The 18364-nt window shown below is 60.0% G+C and carries 15 protein-coding genes and 2 pseudogenes; 5 read left to right on the top strand and 12 right to left on the bottom strand.

All coding sequences use genetic code 11. The features are described 5' to 3' along the window. Positions 1-397 precede the first annotated feature (397 nt). Positions 398-652, top strand: a pseudogene (locus CVS29_RS18865) (hypothetical protein); the annotation flags it as partial. 113 nt (positions 653-765) lie between these two features. Here the strand turns inward: CVS29_RS18865 and CVS29_RS09870 are convergent. After that, entirely contained in the window at positions 766-1311 is a 546-nt protein-coding gene (locus CVS29_RS09870) for a universal stress protein (RefSeq protein ID WP_245932159.1), read from the bottom strand. A gap of 658 nt (positions 1312-1969) precedes the next feature. On the opposite strand from CVS29_RS09870, the pseudogene CVS29_RS09865 reads away from it, so the two are divergent. Further along, positions 1970-2631, top strand: a pseudogene (locus CVS29_RS09865) (VIT1/CCC1 transporter family protein). A gap of 1112 nt (positions 2632-3743) precedes the next feature. Further along, entirely contained in the window at positions 3744-3974 is a 231-nt protein-coding gene (locus CVS29_RS09860) for a hypothetical protein (RefSeq protein WP_110106145.1), read from the top strand. Positions 3975-4499: 525 nt separating this feature from the next. Here CVS29_RS09860 and ppsA read toward each other — a convergent pair. After that, a complete protein-coding gene (gene ppsA / locus CVS29_RS09855; protein ID WP_110106144.1) occupies positions 4500-6968 on the bottom strand; it encodes a phosphoenolpyruvate synthase in 2469 nt (822 codons plus the stop codon). A 781-nt stretch (positions 6969-7749) separates the two neighbouring features. On the opposite strand from ppsA, the gene CVS29_RS09850 reads away from it, so the two are divergent. Beyond that, positions 7750-8220 carry a pyridoxamine 5'-phosphate oxidase family protein gene (locus CVS29_RS09850; RefSeq protein WP_110106245.1) on the top strand — a complete coding sequence of 157 codons (471 nt, stop codon included), beginning with the start codon at positions 7750-7752 and terminating at the stop codon, positions 8218-8220. 121 nt (positions 8221-8341) lie between these two features. Here CVS29_RS09850 and CVS29_RS09845 read toward each other — a convergent pair whose 3' ends face one another. Next, positions 8342-8794: a universal stress protein gene (locus CVS29_RS09845; RefSeq protein ID WP_110106143.1), complete on the bottom strand. Its 453-nt coding sequence runs from the start codon at positions 8792-8794 to the stop codon at positions 8342-8344. Between the two features lie 1007 nt (positions 8795-9801). Between CVS29_RS09845 and CVS29_RS09840 the strand changes: the two genes are divergently transcribed. Further along, positions 9802-10341, top strand: coding sequence for a flavodoxin family protein (locus tag CVS29_RS09840; protein ID WP_110106142.1), 540 nt, complete (start codon positions 9802-9804; stop codon positions 10339-10341). Positions 10342-10536: 195 nt separating this feature from the next. On the opposite strand, the gene CVS29_RS09835 is transcribed toward CVS29_RS09840, so the two are convergent. From CVS29_RS09835 to CVS29_RS09800, 9 genes are read right to left on the bottom strand one after another with little or no spacing between them, the layout of a single operon-like run. Continuing rightward, positions 10537-11136, bottom strand: coding sequence for a V-type ATP synthase subunit D (locus CVS29_RS09835; RefSeq protein WP_110106141.1), 600 nt, complete (start codon positions 11134-11136; stop codon positions 10537-10539). Positions 11137-11138: 2 nt separating this feature from the next. Next, entirely contained in the window at positions 11139-12587 is a 1449-nt protein-coding gene (locus CVS29_RS09830; protein ID WP_110106140.1) for a V-type ATP synthase subunit B, read from the bottom strand. Continuing rightward, a complete protein-coding gene (locus tag CVS29_RS09825; protein ID WP_110106139.1) occupies positions 12584-14332 on the bottom strand; it encodes a V-type ATP synthase subunit A in 1749 nt (582 codons plus the stop codon). The genes CVS29_RS09830 and CVS29_RS09825 overlap by 4 nt, the downstream gene beginning before the upstream one ends. Next, the gene (locus CVS29_RS09820) at positions 14320-14841 is read right to left on the bottom strand and encodes a V-type ATP synthase subunit E family protein (protein WP_110106138.1); all 522 of its coding nucleotides are present in this window, start codon (positions 14839-14841) and stop codon (positions 14320-14322) included. The genes CVS29_RS09825 and CVS29_RS09820 overlap by 13 nt, the downstream gene beginning before the upstream one ends. Next, entirely contained in the window at positions 14838-15128 is a 291-nt protein-coding gene (locus CVS29_RS09815; RefSeq protein ID WP_146213032.1) for a hypothetical protein, read from the bottom strand. Before CVS29_RS09815 ends, CVS29_RS09820 begins: the two co-directional genes overlap by 4 nt. Then, the gene (locus tag CVS29_RS09810) at positions 15125-15568 is read right to left on the bottom strand and encodes an ATP synthase subunit C (RefSeq protein ID WP_110106136.1); all 444 of its coding nucleotides are present in this window, start codon (positions 15566-15568) and stop codon (positions 15125-15127) included. The genes CVS29_RS09815 and CVS29_RS09810 overlap by 4 nt, the downstream gene beginning before the upstream one ends. Beyond that, a complete protein-coding gene (locus CVS29_RS09805) occupies positions 15565-16884 on the bottom strand; it encodes a V-type ATPase 116kDa subunit family protein (protein WP_170120951.1) in 1320 nt (439 codons plus the stop codon). Before CVS29_RS09805 ends, CVS29_RS09810 begins: the two co-directional genes overlap by 4 nt. After that, on the bottom strand, positions 16871-17797 hold the full coding sequence (locus tag CVS29_RS18465) for a V-type ATPase subunit (RefSeq protein WP_170120950.1): 927 nt from the start codon (positions 17795-17797) through the stop codon (positions 16871-16873). Before CVS29_RS18465 ends, CVS29_RS09805 begins: the two co-directional genes overlap by 14 nt. Next, entirely contained in the window at positions 17797-18297 is a 501-nt protein-coding gene (locus tag CVS29_RS09800; RefSeq protein WP_110106134.1) for a hypothetical protein, read from the bottom strand. Before CVS29_RS09800 ends, CVS29_RS18465 begins: the two co-directional genes overlap by 1 nt. Positions 18298-18364 lie beyond the last annotated feature (67 nt).

Below are 18364 nucleotides of genomic sequence, written 5' to 3'. Positions count from 1 at the left end.
GTTTTTGGCATGATTTGGGGCGGAACTAGGCTCGATTTCTGCTCACGTTTTTGAGTTAGAATTCCACCATTTTCATCGTCTATCACCAGCCCTCTAGGCATCCGAGCCACCGGCCGATGTCATGACACCAGCTCCCGATTCCCCTTGCCAGCAGCACAGCGTAGCGTTCGGATGCCGCTTCAAGCCCACCAGCCTTGCCACAAATTGAATGGTGTCCAATTGACTGCACAGGCCTTGAGAAACCCGACATCCTGTGAATGCTCGACCGTTCCCGTATTCGTGACTCACGACTAGACGTGAAGCCGTCCAAATCCTAACGTTCGCCACGGACGCCAATTTGACGAACGCCGTCACGCAGCCTCCTCGACATGACTTCAAATTCGTGACGCTAGTCGGCATCCAGCCAGAACACCTGAGCACCTTCCTTGACGAGTTCGCCTTTTGGTTCAAGCGCAGACACTCACACGCCCCCGGCATGATCTTCTACCGACTCCTGCAAGCCATGGTTCAAGAACCCTCGGGAAGGGCGCAAAGGTCTTGCCATAGGACTTTCCCCAACACCTTGCCGACCATTGTTGGCGGCCATGAAAAACTGCCGAATGGTGGCCATGAAACTGGCCACTCTTATTTTCTAGCATCGCCGTGTTCTTAACGGAGGGAGCCTCTTCCTGGGGTTTGATGTCGGTGTCTAGTAGCACCAAATCAGGAAGAGGCTCTGTAAGAAGTCTGACGGAGAAACCATGGACATTCTTCAACCGTACGATCTTACGAAGTCGTTTCGCGCCGCAGCGCAGCTGACGGGCTGGTCGCTTCGGTGACCTCATGGCTTACATCCAAGGCTGCCTGCGCCTCCGCTATATCCGCTGTACCGTGTACTACCAAGACCGGACAACTTGCGTGTTCGGCGCAGGCAGAACTCACGGAGCCCAACAACATTCCTGTGAATCCACCGCGACCACGCGAGCCAACTATGAGCATCTGCGCAGATTGGGCGGACTCGAGCAAGGCTTGGGCTGGTCTTCCACGAACGGATACTCCAGTAAATCCTTTCGGCGGGTTGTCTCCGAATGCCTCGTGCGTGGCGATCCTCAGAATCCGGCGCGCATCCTCGTTCGGGTCCCAGTCCGGACTGATGTACGTGCCGAACATGGTCTCCACATGCCATGCGGTGACAGCTGTAATCGTGGCGTCAAGTGAATGCGCCAGCGTCTGTGCCCACTTCAGTGCCAAGACCGACTCGGGAGACCCGTCTACACCCACCACAATGCGCGCACGCTCGTGGACTCTCTCTTCTTCCATGGCTTCAACCATCTTTCGACTCTTTCACGTTTGATTCCTGCAGTTCCGGCCGCGAGGCACCTCCCAGAAGGGGCTTGATCCGCTCAGACTTTCCACTTCGCTGCCCGACCCACTTTAATGATCAACGCCGGCGAAGGCAGCTGCACAGGGTCAAAAGTCCCTAACGTTCGATTCACGATAGTGCCACCCTTGGGACAACGGAGGAGCCTTTTCTACGTTTTAGATCCCGTAACTCGGGATCAGATCCACCCCGTGAGGACGGGAGGACAACCTTGAAAACCCACCATCATCATCGGAGGCGACGGACGAGCCTCGTCCATTAGGGCTCTGAGCGAAGCCGTATGGTTGGCAAAATATCTCCTCGCACAGGTGAAAGCCTTGATGTTCTGGAAGTATCCAAACGCCTACATAGTGCCCTACGCAGTGGGAAAATTCGATTTTGATGGGGCTTCACAAAAGAACCTCGATGATGCAGTTGAGACTGCATTTGGATTGGGCAAGCCAAGGAGCCTCACATCCCAGCTCGTGAGCGGATCACCCCCGGCCCATACTGATTGGCGCCAGCACAGATGCCACACATCATGTACCAGATGTTGGTCCTGGCACTGGCGGGGCTGCTTCTTCAAAGAAGTAGTGAGAATCAAACGGCACAAAGCGCCCTCGAAGGCGCCTGAACTGGCTTCGGGCAGGGGTGCTCGGCGCCAACGACGGTATCGTCTCCGTCGCCGCGACGGTCGTTGGAGTCGCGGGTGTGGCGAACTCGTCAACCCCGATTCTTGTCGCGGGAGTCGCTGCGCTAGTTGGTGGCGCCATTTCGATGGCTTTGGGTGAATATGTTTCCGTTAGCAGCCAACGCGAAGGTCAGCGGGCATGATCGAGAAGGAGCTGAGCGAACTCGTCGAGGACCCGGACGCAGAATTGGCTGAACCTACGGGGCTCTATCGGGCTAAAGGTCTCAGTCCCGCCACAGCGGCGCAAGTGGCCGTTGAGCTGACGGCCCACGATGCCCTGTCCGCGCACCTATCTGAAGAACTCAACATTAGCCAAAACGAGGTAGCCAATCCGTGGCAGGCCGCATATGCCTCGGCGGTAGCGTTTACCGTCGGCGCGGTTTTGCCCTTGCTCGCTATTTTGCTGCCGCCAACCGAGCTGCGGATCCCTGTGACGTTCATAGCTGTCCTGCTGGCTTTGGCCCTCACGGGTACTCTTAGCGCCGCCATTGGGGGCAGCTCCAAAATTACTTCGGCGCCTCGTCTGGTCATTGGCGGTGCTCTAGCACTAGCGGCGAACTGTGGCATCGGCAGCGTCCTCGGTGCAAGCGGTTTAATTTAGCCGCCACCAAGAATCACAATACGGACTCCGTCACCAGGATGAAGGGGATGCCTGGCTTCAGTTGTTGCCCTGTTGTGATGACAAGCTCATCGACGCTAGGAACACCGGTTGACCTCCTCCCCGACGGTATCAACGTCCTCGGGACTTACCGTGACGTTTGAACGGCCACCGTTGCAGGACTGTTTGGCGAGAGGATAGCGCCAGTCATTGCCGCCCGCCCGGCAGGTAAGAGTTCGGCGCAAGCCCACACCCTTCACACCTGAACCAGTAAAATAGGGAGCGTTTCCCTCAAGCTGTCCTCCTGATTTTTCTAGTGAAGGCACCGGCAAAGTGCGCCTTACAGCCGTCCGAGAATATCTTCAATGCAATTCCAGCGAACCAGACAGTACCCTTCCGGATCATGGCAGTCATGCCCACCATGCACGGCCCACATTGTCTGGCGGGCTCCCCTGCCAAATAGCTGAGCAATTTTTGCTATAGCCACCAAAACGCATTCCTCGGATGAAGCATGTGGCCCACGCCCACATCTGGGTGGACTCCTTTCTCCAACGCGCCAGACGGGTGCACACGGTAGTTCAGCGGTCTGACCCACCGGCCGTGTAACCGCCCACCTGAACGACACCAACAGCGAAAAGGCCTGTGCCAGCGTTGGTCACGATGCGGGCGAGACAGGCATCTCCTTCGACTTCCATCATCTGCTGCGCGCAATGGCGGGAAAACAAAACGGGTCATTTTCCAGGTTCCCGCTCCGATCGTGCTGATCGGAACTATGGCGCAGCAGCAGGAGGCAATGCGCGCCACACGAGCAAGCGTCTCACGTTTCACGACACATGTGGGACGGGCCTTTGCCGCCTCATTGACTCACGCGGCTGCGCCTCTCCAAGAGGCAGTGCGATGCTGTTGACGACGGTGTTAGACTCGCCCAATATATAAGATTCTGGTGTCTGGCCCACCTTGACCCTGCAAAAATCTTGACGCCCGGCCACGGTACCCGTCACTGCGGACACGACCGCCGAGGTGGTCTATATGCACATCGGCAATGCGGATACCCTGGGCCCCGCGCAGCAGCGGCCACCTGACAATGAGTATCCAGACAATGGCTAGGTGGCGGCATGGGCAAGCATCGTCTTGTTCTTGAAATTGTTGGGCTCGCCTTCGGCACCATTGGGGATCAGAACAGAATTACTGAACAGCAGCTGCCGGCCCTGATCCTGCGCTGCAAGTTTGCGTCACGAGGAGTTTACGGATCACGGCCCGCGCATCTGGTAATCTCTGGTTCGCATACGAGCCGGCGTCTTGGTCCGGGGCGCCACGGCAATAGCCGTCAGCCAGCCGAAATTTGATGGTGGGTTTCACACCAGCTGCCGCTGATCACCCTCGTGATAGGTTGCGATATCCTTCCCGTTCCGGTCTCTGCGACTACGCTCCAGATGCGGGGTCCCTTCGCCCGGGGTGCATCGTTCAGTCCAGACCGTTCATCGAGCGCTCCACGAGGCCCCGTGCCATCGTGTGGCCCCCACCATTCAGAGCAAAATGGACTTTCCTAGCATCAAAGCCACCTTAGTTTTTCCGGTGGACTGGGTAATCTCCGCAATAATTACAGCATCACTTATCTGCCGTTTAGATTCCGAACGGGCTTTAGCCGCGAAATAGGTTGGCGGGGCAAACTGCAAGTGTTGGTTCTCAGGAGCGGTCGATCTCCGCCGGTGTTCCCATCTGCGCACGCATACGGGTAGCCGCACCACGCCGGTCTGAAGGCTTGTTCTGCCCATTCATCACAGGAGGGGCCGCCTTCTGAGGAAGCTCATCTGGACACTTGTTCGACACTGCCATTGAATTTTTTTCTTTCAAAGCACCAACACCATCCGTTAAAACCTGGATGATTTAGCCGCCGCAATCGGGTTTTGCTTCTGCGCCGCTTCTGCTGCTGCGATGACCGGGACGGTACGCAGAAAGCTGTCGGGGTTCAGCGAGATGGAATCGATGCCTTCCGCAACCACGAATTGAGCGAACTCAGGGTGATTGCTGGGTGCCTGCCCGCATATCCCGATCCGGATGCCTGCGGCATGGGCTCCGGCTATCGCCTGACTAATCATGGTCTTGACGGCCTCGTCCTGTTCGTCAAAGAGCGGGGCGAGTATGGCCGAGTCCCGATCTACACCGAGAACAAGCTGGGTGAGATCGTTTGAGCCGATGGAGAAGCCGTCGAACTTGGCGGCAAACTTTGGCGCCAGAATGACGTTGGAAGGGATTTCACACATCATGTAGACCTTGAGCCCGTCCTGACCACGAACAAGTCCGTTTTCGGCCATTACGGCCAGGACCCGGTCCGCTTCAGCAAGTGTCCGGCAGAACGGCACCATCACTATGACGTTCATGAAGCCGCACTGGTTACGAAGGCGGAGGATGGCCCGGCATTCCAAGTCAAAACCGGCCCGGTAATGCGGATCATAGTAGCGCGATGCTCCACGGAATCCGATCATCGGGTTGGATTCCTCCCCTTCAAAGACTGAGCCACCGATCAAGTGGGCGTACTCGTTCGTTTTGAAATCGCTGAACCGTACGACTACCGGCGCGGGATGGAACGGTGCGGCTAACTTGGCAAGGCCGCGCGCAAGGGTTTGCACAAAGTAGTCTGAGGAGTCGGCAAAACCGCGCGTCAGTTCCTTGATCTTGGCCCGATCCGCCGGATCCGTGACCCGTTCAGGGTATGCCAGTGCCATCGGGTGCACCTGGACCATGTCATTAATGACAAACTCCATGCGTGCCAGCCCGATGCCCTTTGCGGGCAGGCGCCACCATTTGAACGCCGAAGAAGGGCTGGCAAGATTGAGCATGACGGACGTCCGCGTGACTGGTAATTCGCCGAGGTCCACATCGTCCTGGGCACTCGCCAAAAGTCCCTCATAAACGTGGCCTGTGTCCCCGTCCGCGCAGGACACCGTGATGGACTGCCCATCCACAACCACTTTGGTGGCATCAGTTGTCCCGACGACGGCTGTAATCCCCAGTTCGCGGCTGACGATCGCCGCATGGCTGGTTGCCCCACCCTTGTCAGTGACGATGGCCTTGGCACGCTTCATGACCGGGACCCAGTCCGGATCTGTTTGTTCGGCGACCAGGACAGCGCCGTCCACGAAATTGCCGATGTCCGCAGCACTCTTGATCACGCAGGCGATGCCAGAGGCTATGGAATCGCCCACCGCAGCGCCTTCTACCAGCAGCCGCCCTTCTTCCGTCAGCCGGTGCGTGCTCATCACGGTACCGCTCTTGCGCGCCTGGACGGTTTCTGGCCTGGCCTGGACAATGAACAATTCCCCGCTCATCCCATCCTTCGCCCATTCCATGTCCATGGGTCGTCCATAATGGTTCTCGACCTGGACGGCCCACCTGCCCAGTTGGAGGATCTCGTCGTCGTTCAGGCAAAACGAAGTCCGTTCAGCATCGGTGGTGTCGACCATGCGCGTTCCCGCGCCGCCGTCGGAGGAGTAAACAAGTTTGCACCCTTTTGAACCAAGTAACTTTTCGATCACGGGCGAGAACGCTGGCATGCCCAGAAGCGGTTTGAAGACAACGTACTTGTCCGGGTTCACCATGCCTAGGACCACTGTCTCACCGAGTCCCCAGTTGGCGCTAAGGACAGCGGCTCGAGGGAAGCCGGATTCGGTATCGAGGGAGAACATGACGCCGGCAGCCCCTAGGTCCGAGCGAACCATGAGCTGGACTCCCACTGACAGCGCCACGTCCAGGTGCCCGTACTTCATGATCTCCCGGTAGCTGATGGCACGGTCGGTGAAGAGCGATGCGTAACAACGTCGGCAGGCATCGAGCAGCTGTTCCTCACCCCTGACGTTCAGGAAGGTTTCCTGCTGTCCGGCGAAGCTGGCGTCAGGCAGGTCCTCGGCAGTGGCGCTGCTGCGAACTGCGACGGCGGGATCTTCGTGCCCGGTGCGCACGGCCAGCTCGCGGTAGAAAGAACGGATTTGCGTGGTTGTCTCGGGCGGGAACTCACCAGCAAGGATCAGTTCACGCACCTGGTTCCCGATCGATCGCCAATTGGTGCCTGCAGAGTCTTTCGTGGCGAGGATCTGCTCCAGCCGTGGCGCCATGTCGTTTTCCGCGATGTACGTCCGGTACGCGGCAGCTGTGAGGGCAAAACCGCCGGGCACCCTGACACCGTCGGCAGCCAGGGATCGGATCATCTCTCCCAGTGAGGCATTCTTTCCGCCAACGTAGGCAACGTCCTTGATGCCGACGTCCTCAAGCCAAACAACACTCTCTTTATCCACAGTAATCAGGTTTCCTTCGCATCTTCGCTGTTCTGCTCCGTGGGGCATTCCCAAGCTAGGTGCCCACGTCACGAGTCAACTCCCTTGGGTCAAGTCCGGGTAGGGGCCAAAGTCCCACTGTCCGACAAGCTTTCCACGTGGGGGCCACTTCGGGACGAAGGGACCTCTGCTCTACTGGCAAGGAATAGTCCCGCACTCACTTAGATTAGGACCCGACTGCAACCAGCGAAGGAGCTATTTGTGCCTGCACGGTCCTTAAAGGAACCGTGCCTCCTGTCTTCGAGTCGACTTTCCCTGAGGAACAGGCAGATCCGTAGCCGGAGGGCGACTAGTTGCTACTCAGTGTTCGAAGCCGCAGATTTTTCGCATGGATCTTCACTAGGGCGAGGGCGAGCAGGCGCCTCGGCGCCAGCGTGTTGTCCCAGGTACGAAGTTGTGCGGATGGTGCATGAGCTGCGGTAGACCTGCCGCCACTGCAAGATCTGCCCCCCGCTTTGCAGAGTGGGTCCGTGACAAAGACTCTGCGCCGCTGCCAGAACCCGCTTATCCCTAAAAGTCCACAGCGCCCATCGAATGTTGGAACCACAACGCCATGGAACCCAAGAACCATTCGCCCTTGTCCACCTGCACTGCTCAAGAGGAATCTCTTTGAGGTTCCCAGCACAATCTTACGTTTGGTACCCGCTGAGGGAATTGAATCGATATAGCATCCAACGGCGCCCCATCACACCCTAGTCCGTGTTCACGTCCAGCCATGGGCCATCCAGTACTGGCATCGGGGACTTTGGACCCTATTCCCCTAGGGTGGAGCAGACGTAATATGATCTGCATGAGAGCAAATCCGTTGGCACCAAAAGTAGAAAATCTTACCCCCGGGCAATGCTGGAAGGTACTTTCTGAAACGTCCATCGGACGGCTCGCCGTCATCGTGGACGGACGCCCCGACGTCTTCCCTGTGAACTACAAGGTAGACGGGCAGTCCCTCATCTTTCGAACAGGTGGCGGCAGAAAGCTCGATGCACTCCGCCACGAAGCATGGGTTGCGTTAGAGGCCGACGCCGTGAGTGGAGAGTTCGGCGTAGCGTGGAGCGTGGTCGTCAAGGGCCATACCGAAATCACCGCCTCAGACAGCCAGGTTCTTAACACGGCAAGCAAAGGCATGTTTCCGTGGCAGGGAGTTGGAAAAGACCAACTCGTACGCATCGTCGCTGAGGAAGTGACGGGCAGACGCTTCACCCTTGATGCTTCCATGACGTGGAATGTTCCCTTGGATGACACGATCCGGGCCGGGCTCGAGTAGGACACCTGAAGCGGCCCCTTGGCGGTAATTTCAGTCACTCCATGTTCGGCAACACGACGTCCCGGCATGCCGGTCATCGGAGTCGACATGTTTCATTACTGATGTCTCACTACTGATCGCGCTAAAGGCTCTCACCATCGTGGCCCATATTAACGACCAGCACTGGACAGTGCGCATGGGCCACGCACGCCTGGCTGACTGAGCCCAAAAGAAGGCCGGAAAACCCGCCATGCCCCCGCCGCCCAACCACTAACATGTCCGCACCATCACTGAGCTCAATCAGTTTCTGTCGCGGCTGGCCCCGGACCAAACTCGTGGAGACTCTATCCGGCAATGGTGTCCCGAAGGTGTTCGAGACGCTGTCTTGGAGGAGTTGGCGGGCCCTGTTTTCAAGATCCGAAGCACTCGTTGAAGACTGCCCGGCTGCGAATGTTGAATCGCTCCAGCATGTCACCACATCGAGCCATGAACCAGTTGCCTTTGCGACACGTTCGGCTTCCCTGAGGGCTACTATGGACTCTGCGGACCCATCGATTCCGACGACAATACGGCCAGTTTCCTTCTCTTTACCCATGGTGCAAGCCTTCCGTTGGTTGAGCTGTCTTCTGTGATCAATACTGACGCCCTAGGTCAGCGCCGTCTAGGGTCCAACGTCACCAGTCCTCTTTATGACGACAACCCTACTCAGCTTCGGAACACGGGACCGAGGTGCCTCCCACTGCGTCGGAAGCACCTTGTGCACAACATGGCTGAAGACCTATGCCAGAGTCTCTTCCTGTGGCAACAAACCCGTACCCTTGCCGGTGAAGGGGAAACTTCCCGCAGTATCCCGCGTGGAGAACCCCTTACTGCCTAGAGGCCGACCAAAGCGTCTAAACGCGCGGCCAGTCGGCAAAGATGCCGCGTCATGCTAGACACCGCAGACGACAGCCTGGTCACGTGTCCCGCCGAAGGACCACATCCATTCGCATATGCCTTCACGGGCAGCACTTGAGCAGACTGGGGTTCCCCTGCCCGCGGCCACCACGGCATGTCGGGTGTTGCTATGCATAGACTCCGAAATCACGGTGTGTGCAACGCCTGGACTTGGGTGAATTTGCCTCAGCCGTTGCCGAGGGCACGGTTCCGTAATCACCTTGTTGGCCAACCGTCGTCGTATCCTCTGCCCAATGTCCCGGTTAAAGCCGGCGTTAGCGAAACCTAAAGTGGACACCGACACGAGGCCATGGCCCTTTCCCCTGCTGCATCCATGGTGGCTGAATCACTCCATGGCGAGGACGGCCGGCACACTCCTTCGATGCTCCCCCATATGGCCCACCTCGACCCCCAAGGAGCCCTTATGAGGAGAAAGCCCCCAGGTTATCCGTGTTGAATTTCCCCCCCCAAGAGGTGAATCACCATGAATAGTAGTGCAGCGGCCCCTGACAGTCACGATGGCGTTGAGCGACGCCTCCTAGTCCCCCACAGCCGTCAGCTCCCCCTCCAGAGCAGTGGGTCGTTCGGCACTGGTGCACTGGACCGGGACCAGTAAATCTTGAAACAGAAACCGGCAACTCTTGATCCACACGAAAGGCAATCCAGATGAGTGTCGTCGTCGTTTATGAATCCATGTTTGGCAACACACGCGCCGTCGCTTTGGCGGTCGCTGAAGGGCTGGCTCCCTTTGGCGTGGTGGTCACGGCAAACGTCAACGATCCGCGAGCTAAAGAGGCCACGCGTTCGGCCGACTTGTTGGTTCTGGGCGGACCAACCCATGTCCATGGCATGACAAGACCGGAATCGCGCAAAGAAGCAATAACGTGGGCCAGCGACGCCTCCAAGCATCTGTCACTCGAACCCTCAACGCCGGGCATGGGGGTACGTGAATGGATCAAGGATCTTGATCTGGTTCCTGCTCTGTGCGCAGCCTTCGACACGCGAGCGGACAAGGCGCACATTCTGACAGGAGCAGCGTCAGGGCACATCGAACACGCGCTCACGAAACGCGGCTCGCGCACCGTCATTTCGCCAGAGAGCTTCCTCGTGTCCAGGGACAACACCCTCGAAGAAGGTGAGCTGGACCGAGCTCGAGACTGGGGCGTCAGCGTAGGAAAAGCCATGGAACAGTTCATTCACCACTAAACTTGGCTGCCTGCCACCGGCGTCGCACAGTGATGGAGGGTTGCTAACATGCGCTAACTGCGTCGTCACCCTGCTCGTTGGAATGGGCGTGCGATGCAAAGGAACAAGTGCTCGCCGTAGCTCACAAGTTAGCAAACTCTCAGGACCTGTCCCTAGAATATCGTGGTCCCTCATGCCACCAATAGAACCGCGCCCTCATCCGTCGCCAGACTTCCTGTCGGCGGCCCAGCGAAGGCGCAGGCTCTCTTCAAGCTCCTGGGCGTCGAGCTGCCTTCGAATATTCGCCAGCTCGTCCTCCAGCTTGGGAATCCACCGGCTCTCAACCGCTCGCTGACGTGTCCGGGTTGCCAGAAGTTCAGCAGCCAGCAGCAACTCAGCGCGCTGGATAGAGGCATGGCGGGCTCCAGCAACGAGCGCGCTGCGATGGACAGAAGCAGCGTAGGATAGAGCCGAACTTCCCGACTGCGCTAGCAACGCAGGAAGAGCGCATTGCGCATCTTCGGGATACGTAACACCCATCGCGTTACCCCACCGGAAAAATACTGTAGCGTCGGCCAACGGCGCCGCCGCCGCTATCCGGGCGCTGCCGTCCAGGGCGGCTGAGCGACGCAGCCACACGGCAGCTTCCCCGGCGAGATCCTCCCACTCCGCCCGGGTCTGGTCCATGTGCAGGTGTAGCCGTTCAATCTGATCCATCAAGATACGCTGTTTGCGGTCCAAAAGGCGCGCACCGTGGCGCGCTGTTTCAAGGCGACGTTCAAGCCGAACCCTTGCCGCGCGTCCCGTGCCGCTCATTTTCAGCTGCCACTTCTGGGCAGGTATCGATCCAAGAACACCCTGGGCAGCATCGTCAATTCTTTATCCGGAAGTGCCGCCAAAGCCGTCCAGGCCCGGCCCAAGGTATCTTCCAAAGTCCTGCTCTCATCCCGCGCTTGATCAAAAAGTCCCTTCTCCACCAAGGTTCGGTACAAAATGTAGCTGCGGTCTGTTTCGCTCAAAGCAGCTTCACCCACCAGCTCGGCCAGCTCGGTGGCCTGCCGCGCGCGCGCCAAGGCGGCCAACACCTGTGCCGCCACATCGGGGTGGTCTTCCCGGGTCCGACCCTTGCCTGCGCCACTGCGCATTAGCCGAGAAAGCGAGGACAGGACATCCACCGGAGGATAGATGCCGCGCGCGGCTATGTCGGGGGCAAGGACGATCTGACCTTCCGTGATATATCCGGTCAGATCCGGCACCGGATGAGTGATGTCGCCTGCCGGCATCGTCAGCACCGGCACAATCGTCACAGAACCATCGTGTCCCTTGACCCTCCCGCAGCGTTCGTAAAGGGTCGCAAGATCGCTGTACAGATAGCCTGGGTAACCACGCCGGGCCGGGATTTCGCGCCGGGCGGCGGACACCTCACGTACGGCTTCGGCGTAGCTGGTCATGTCGGACATGACCACCAAAACATCGTGACTTTCGGTATAGGCCAAGTGTTCGGCGATCGTTGGCGCAATCCGCGGGGTGAGGATGCGTTCTATGACCGGATCGTCGGCAGCGTTCAGTAGCAGGATCAGTTCCTTCTCTGCAGAGCGTTCTTCAAGACGATCCCGGACAAAGGCGATGTCCGCATGGGTCAACCCCATGGCAGCAAATACCACCCGAAACGACTGGCCGCTGGAGGTGGCCTGTGCCGCTATCTGGGTGGCCAGCGTCAGGTGAGGTAATCCCGGCACCGAGAAGATAGGCAGCTTTTGTCCTCTGACAAGGGTCATTAACCCATCGATCACTGAGATGCCGGTCAGAACTGGCTCCTGTGGAGGCTCCCTGTAAACCGGATTCAGCGGCCACCCGCTAACAGGCAGTGTTGCCGTGCCCGTCACCGGTGGCCCGCCGTCGAGCGGTTCCCCACGACCGTTGCAGACCCTGCCAAGCCACTGGGTGCCGACTTGGACATGCAGAGGACGGCCGTCAAACCGGACCCCGATTCCGCCCAGGGACATACCATCTGTACTTTCCAGCACCTGCAAGGTTGCCAGATCCCGGTCCACCTCCAGCACCAACCCATGACGGCTTTCCCCTCCGGCTAGGTCAATGGTGGCGAATTCGTCCCACCCAACACCGCCAGCCCCGCCCACTACAAGCAGTGGCCCCCGAACTTCCCGGATGTCGCCATGGGAGATCTGCGCGCCGAAGCGATCAGACAGCGGCGCGGGGTCCGTGCCTTCAATAGGCTCCTTGGCCGGTCCGGTCGAGTCCTTCATTGCAGTGCCTCTAAAGCCGCAAGCACTTCTGCACTTCGGGCCCGCACCGAGGCATCGTCGGAGGGCCCGAATTCCTCGCGGGCCCTCAGTACCGGCCCAAAATCAGCTTCCTCAATGCTGGCCACTGCCACACCACGCTCCACAAGCCGCTGGCAAGCGTCAACGACGTCGAACACCAGGTCCAGTAGCGCAGCACCTTTCTCCAGTGAGCAGTAGCCGTCGTTGTTGCTGAGGGCGTTTTGCATCAGCACCCCGTCGCGCAGCAGTCGCCCTCCCAGCAGCAGGACTTGCTCATGCCCGGGCAGCGAGGACCGTCCGATGATTTCCGCGAGTTCAGCTAACCGGTCCGACTCGGCCAGAAGGGCGACGGTGCGTGCCCGGCGGATCGCCCAACCGGGCTGCCCGTTGGCCGCATGCCAGTTGCCCAACTCTTCGGCGTCCCTAGCAAATGAACCCGTCCAACTGACCGCGGGATAGTGGCGGGAGTAGGCCAGGTCCCGGTCCAACATCCACAACGACCGGACAAAGCGTTGGGAATCAGTGGTGACAGGTTCACTCATATCACCACCGGGCGGAGAGACAGCCCCTATCACTGTTACCGAAGCACTTTGCCCACCCAGTGTCGTCACCCGTCCTGCCCGCTCGTAGAAGGAGGCCAGCTCGGAGGAGAGGTTGGCCGGATAGCCTTCCTCAGCAGGTAGATCGCCGTTGCGGTTGGCGAATTCACGCAGGGCTTCAGCCCACCTCGAGGTGGAGTCGGCAATGACGACGACGTCGTATCCCATGTCGCGGTAGTACTCCGCCACAGTGATCCCGGTGAAGATACTGGCCTCTCGTGCCATCATGGGCATGTTGGAGGTGTTGGCGATGATGACCGTACGATCAATCAACCTGTCCCCAGTCCTTGCATCTTCGAGCTGTGAGAGTCCGTCGAGGACGTCGGCCATTTCATTGCCACGTTCCCCGCAACCCACATAGACAATGACGTCGGCATCGCTCCATTTGGCTACCTGTTGCAGCATCATCGTCTTGCCCGTTCCGAAGCCGCCCGGAACAGTCGCCGCGGCACCACGTGCTAGCGGGAAAACCAAGTCCAGGACCCGCTGGCCGGTGTGCAATGGAACGGCTGCGGTGTGCCGAGCCAGAAAGGGACGAGCACGACGAATCGGGACACGCTCGGCCAGCGACACAACGTGATCAGCCACTACAGCGATCGGATCAAGCACGCGAACCTTGCCTTCCGGGGCCACCCAGCTGAGCACGCCATAAACGCCGGCAGGAACCAGCACGCGGTGGACCACCGATCCAGACTCTGGCACGGTGCCGAGGACGTCGCCTGCGGAAACGTTCGTACCGGGCACAGCAGTGGGAACAAAGGTCCACTCGCGCGCCAGAACCACCGGATCTGCCGTGGATTGCGAACGCGCAGGTGTCAGCCACATCGGCGCCGAAGACAGGGGCCGCATGAGTCCGTCGAACACCTGACCCAGCAGGCCCGGCCCCATGAGAGAGGACAACTCCGCACCGGTCGCTGCGGCAACATCGCCAACCTTCAACCCGCCCGTATACTCATAAGCCTGCAACGTTGCCTTGGTGCCCGCGATGGCCACGGTTTCTGCAGCAATCCTCTGCGGGCCGAGCGTCATCAGCTCAAGCATGGACAGCCTCTCCACACCTTCGATCTCCACGAGTGGACCACTGACCCGGACCACTTGCCCATCCTTCCCCTCTGCTACCGGTTCCACAACTCACGCGCCTCGGGCAGGGAGTCCAATGTCATCTCGGCAAGAACGGGAAGGGAAAGATCCAACCGGCGCGAACCTGCAACAGCGATGATACCGCCGTCGCTGCTCGAGGAAACACTCACTTCAGGTCCCAACAAGTCTTGACAGTTTTCCCGCAACCTTGCCAACAACTCCGGGTATCGAGGGTCGCTTTGCAATTTTGATGCAGTCCCCGCCAGCTGGTGGCGGAGTTCTTCTATCACTGAACTCTGCCGCGCGAGCACCAGCTCGTGTGCCTCCCTGCGCACCCGGGATGAGCGCAGTGCTGCCTCGGTCCGGGCCGATGCGGCCCCCGCCGCTGCGGCGTTGGTGACAATCTGGGCAGCCTCTGCCTGCGCTGAAGCCAGTATGGCCGACACTTCCTGGAGAGCGCCATTGCGGAACTCGGCGACCTGGCTTTCGGCCGATGCCCGCAGCGCCTGCCGCACCGGCGCCAAGGCGGCCTCAGACACCGGCGTCAGCCCGTTCATGATGGAAGCACCAACGTCATGGGTGAGCGCGAGTCCGAGAGCGCCGGCCCCAAGGCCCGTGCTGAACGAGGTGTGAGGATCACCAGTGCTGTCTCAACTGGCAGTGCAGACCATGCGTGGAGGGTTTCTGCCTCGTTTTCACACGCGTGGAGGGTTACGCCGGCGAGTTGGAACCCGGCCAAGAGGGCCTGTTCACCGATCGCGGCAATCCTATCGGGTGCGATGGTGTTGGGCGCGCTGGAACTGGACAACAAATTTTCAGGGGTCGATGCGCGTGGCGTACTCACGCTTTGCCTATCAAAATGATGGCAATTATGAGGCCGTAGATGGCAATTCCTTCGGCCAGGCCAACTACAACCATTGCCCGGCCGAAGATCTCAGGACGCTCACTCATCGCGGCCAAAGCAGCCGATCCGGTGTAAGCCACGGCAAAGGCAGCGCCGATCGAGGAACCTGCTACGGCGATGGCTGCTGCTATCAAGGCCGCGCCGCCGGCACCGGGCGGCGCGGCTGCGGCTGCGGCTGCGACAGCTGGTTCCACTCCACCGGCCGCGGCAGCCGGACCGGAGCTCAAAGCCCCAACGAGCAACGCTAGGGCTCCTACCATCACCGCGATATTGATGGCCAGCAGAAATTTGAACGCCGATTTTCGCCAGCGTTTGACGAGGAGAATTGCTCCCGTGGCGGCGATCAGGAACACGGGAATGGTGACGAGCCAGAGATTCACGGTAGTTGCCTTTCAGCTGGGATGCCTGTATCGGCCGTTGTGGTGGCCGGGTTGCCGACGGTGGTTGCTTCCGGCGCCCACGGTTTGAAGGGGCGCCCCTCTGTTTGAAAAATGCGTGAGAACAACTCGTAATACTCCAACCGCAGTGCCTGAATTCCTGCGACCAGGGCTTCCAGCGCAAAGGTAACAATGTTCCCCACCAGGAACAGCAGTACCGCAGCGCCTGCGCGCCACCCTGGCACCCACAACGCCGTCGTACCGTTCCAGACCACCATCAACAGGGCGGCGTGAGTCAACCCAAACGCGGCGAGCCGGGCAAAGGAGACAATGTTGGAACCCAGCCGGATGATCGTGTCCATGAGTTCGATGAATGCTTGGACGACGGCGGTACCCCCGCCTCCGGCTTCAACGTACAGGCCAATGAAAATGAAGACGAGTGAGCCAGAACTAAGCACGATTGAGGTGGCGGTCAAGATTCCGATGCCCGCGGCGAGCCCCCAAACGAGGAGCCCCACGGATAGGAACAACAGTGAACCTGCAGCACCGGAGCGGGCATAGAGCGCCAAGCCCCAGCCTCCCTCCCGTACACGGTTGATGGTGCCGACGGCGTAAGCTCCGGCAAGCAGGAAAGCCCCGACACCCAGGCCTGCCAACAGAAGTGGCACCGGGTTGGCTAGAGGTTCCAGCCACAGCACAGGAACCAGTCCTGTGGGACCGAAGGCCTCCCCGTATAGTGCTCCGAAAACCATGGCGGCCATCCCGGAGGCACTCACAAAAAGCCAGGCCCTTTTTAGGGAAGCAAGTTTTTTGATGCGCCCGCTGCGCAACACTAAACCGCAGGCCAGCAACATCGCCCCATGTCCGACGTCGCCGAACATTATTCCGAACATCAGGACATAGGCCAGTGCCGCGAGGCGTGAAGGGTCAAGGTCCGCGTACGGCACTGTCCCGTACGTGTCCACGAGTGTCCGAGACATTCCTTCACGGCTGCTTCCACCGAACAACGTGGGAGGTTGGATCCACCTCGGCCCGGGCAGCGGAACAACTGCGGCACCCAGCGGGGCTAGTGCTTCGGTGAGTGCGGGAATCCCGTGTTGCGGAGTCCAGCCCACCAACGCTGCCGTGGGCCCGTTGACGACGGCGGCCGCCGCGGCCTTGTCCACTTCCCCGCTGCCATTGCCGGGCTCGTAGGGTAGGTCCAGTTCCACCAGCGCGTTGCGGGCAATTTCCATGAGCATGCTCGCCCTGTCCTGTTCCGCCACCACTAGGGCTACCCGCTGCATCCGGGCTGGCGCCAGCGATTCACGCGGCCTCATCAAGCACCTCGCTTGAGCCGGCACCGGCGGCAGCCGCTGCGAGGGCGGCCCGCACGCGCCACGCATCCATCGACAGGACAGCAATAGCCCCCAGCACAACGTCAGGTCCGGGTCTGGAGTGGCGCAGGAGCCGGAATCCATCCGACTCCACAGCGGTATGCGCACGGGCCTCCGCGCGCCAAAGTTCAGTCGGCGAGTCAATATCGCCGACTATTTTTTGCAGCGACGGCGGCAGCGCTGTGCGAAAGTTGCTGATGCTGTCTGCGCTTTCCCATGCCCGGCCAAGAACAGGGCGTAACAAGTTCAGAAGCGCTCGTTCCGGAAGAACGCCGTCAACCGTAAGACTCCGTGCAGCAGTAAGGACACACACGGCGCCGCACCACGACTGCGCCGGGGGTGCGATGACGGCCAGCCTGCGCACCCAGGCCACGGTCAACGCGGGCCGTAGCGGTCCCCGCCCACCGCCATCGGCACCCTTCCAAGGCGAGGTGCGCAGGATTGTGGCGAGTTCCTCACGTGAACCAGCCGAACTGAGGCGATGCCAGGCGGTCGCCAGCGTACCCAGACGATAGGGCTCAGGAGCTGGTGGGCCGCCGTCGAGCTGGTGGGCTAAAGCCACAATGTTCTCAATTTCAAAAATGCCCGCCGCGGCCCGGGCGAGTGCGGTGCCGGAGGCTGGAAGCCAGCCAGCAAGCACTCGAAGCTGCCACAAGCAGGCCTCCTGAACGGCGCGTTCAGCGACGAAAAGACTTGACACGCCGTGGAGTCGTTCCGCATAGCTTGACTCTTGCAGTGAGGAGAGTGCAGCATCCAAGGTAGGTTCTGTGGCCAGTGTACGGCTGGTACCAGCCCCCACACGGCGCTGCGCCATGGATCGGGCCCGAACGGATGCCGCAACCCAGCCCGCCTCCATTACCGTCCAGCTTTCCGTGGGCTGAGCAGGGTGTCGATGACCTTGGCGACGACGGCGGGAATCCTGGCTAATCCGGACTCTTCCAGAGCATTGGCCTCCAGGGCAGCCTGGTCCATAGCCCGCGAATCCCTCTCCTGGGCCTCACGTTGAACCTGGGCGGCCGCTTCGGCGCGTGCCGCACTGGCATCGAGTCGAGCTTGGGACACCATGGCCGCTGCTTGGGTCCGTGCCGCCGCTACGTCATGTTCGGCTTGGCGACGAGCCTCCTCGACCAGCAATTCACCCGCTTTGACATCGGCGGCCAAGGCTGCGAACACAGGCGTCAATTCCATCGCGGGGCCCTGGTCGTCAACGGCTGGGACACCTGACGGGCCAGCCGGGCCTGGCGCACCCACAGGCCTGAAACGGTCAAGAATACTCAATCGCGCCACGACGACCTCCATCGGAATGTCTCTGGGGCCCAGTGTAGGCGCCATTTCGGTCCAGCGCACTGCTGTCATGGCCTCTCAATGCCCACACTGTTGTGCCCCGATTACTGGTCTTGGACCGTTCCTGTGCTGCAGCGGC

It is taken from the genome of Arthrobacter psychrochitiniphilus (genome assembly GCF_003185915.1).
GTDB lineage: Bacteria > Actinomycetota > Actinomycetes > Actinomycetales > Micrococcaceae > Specibacter > Specibacter psychrochitiniphilus.
Note: the sequence above shows the minus strand (reverse complement) of the source record. Positions and strands in the feature narration are given on the sequence as shown.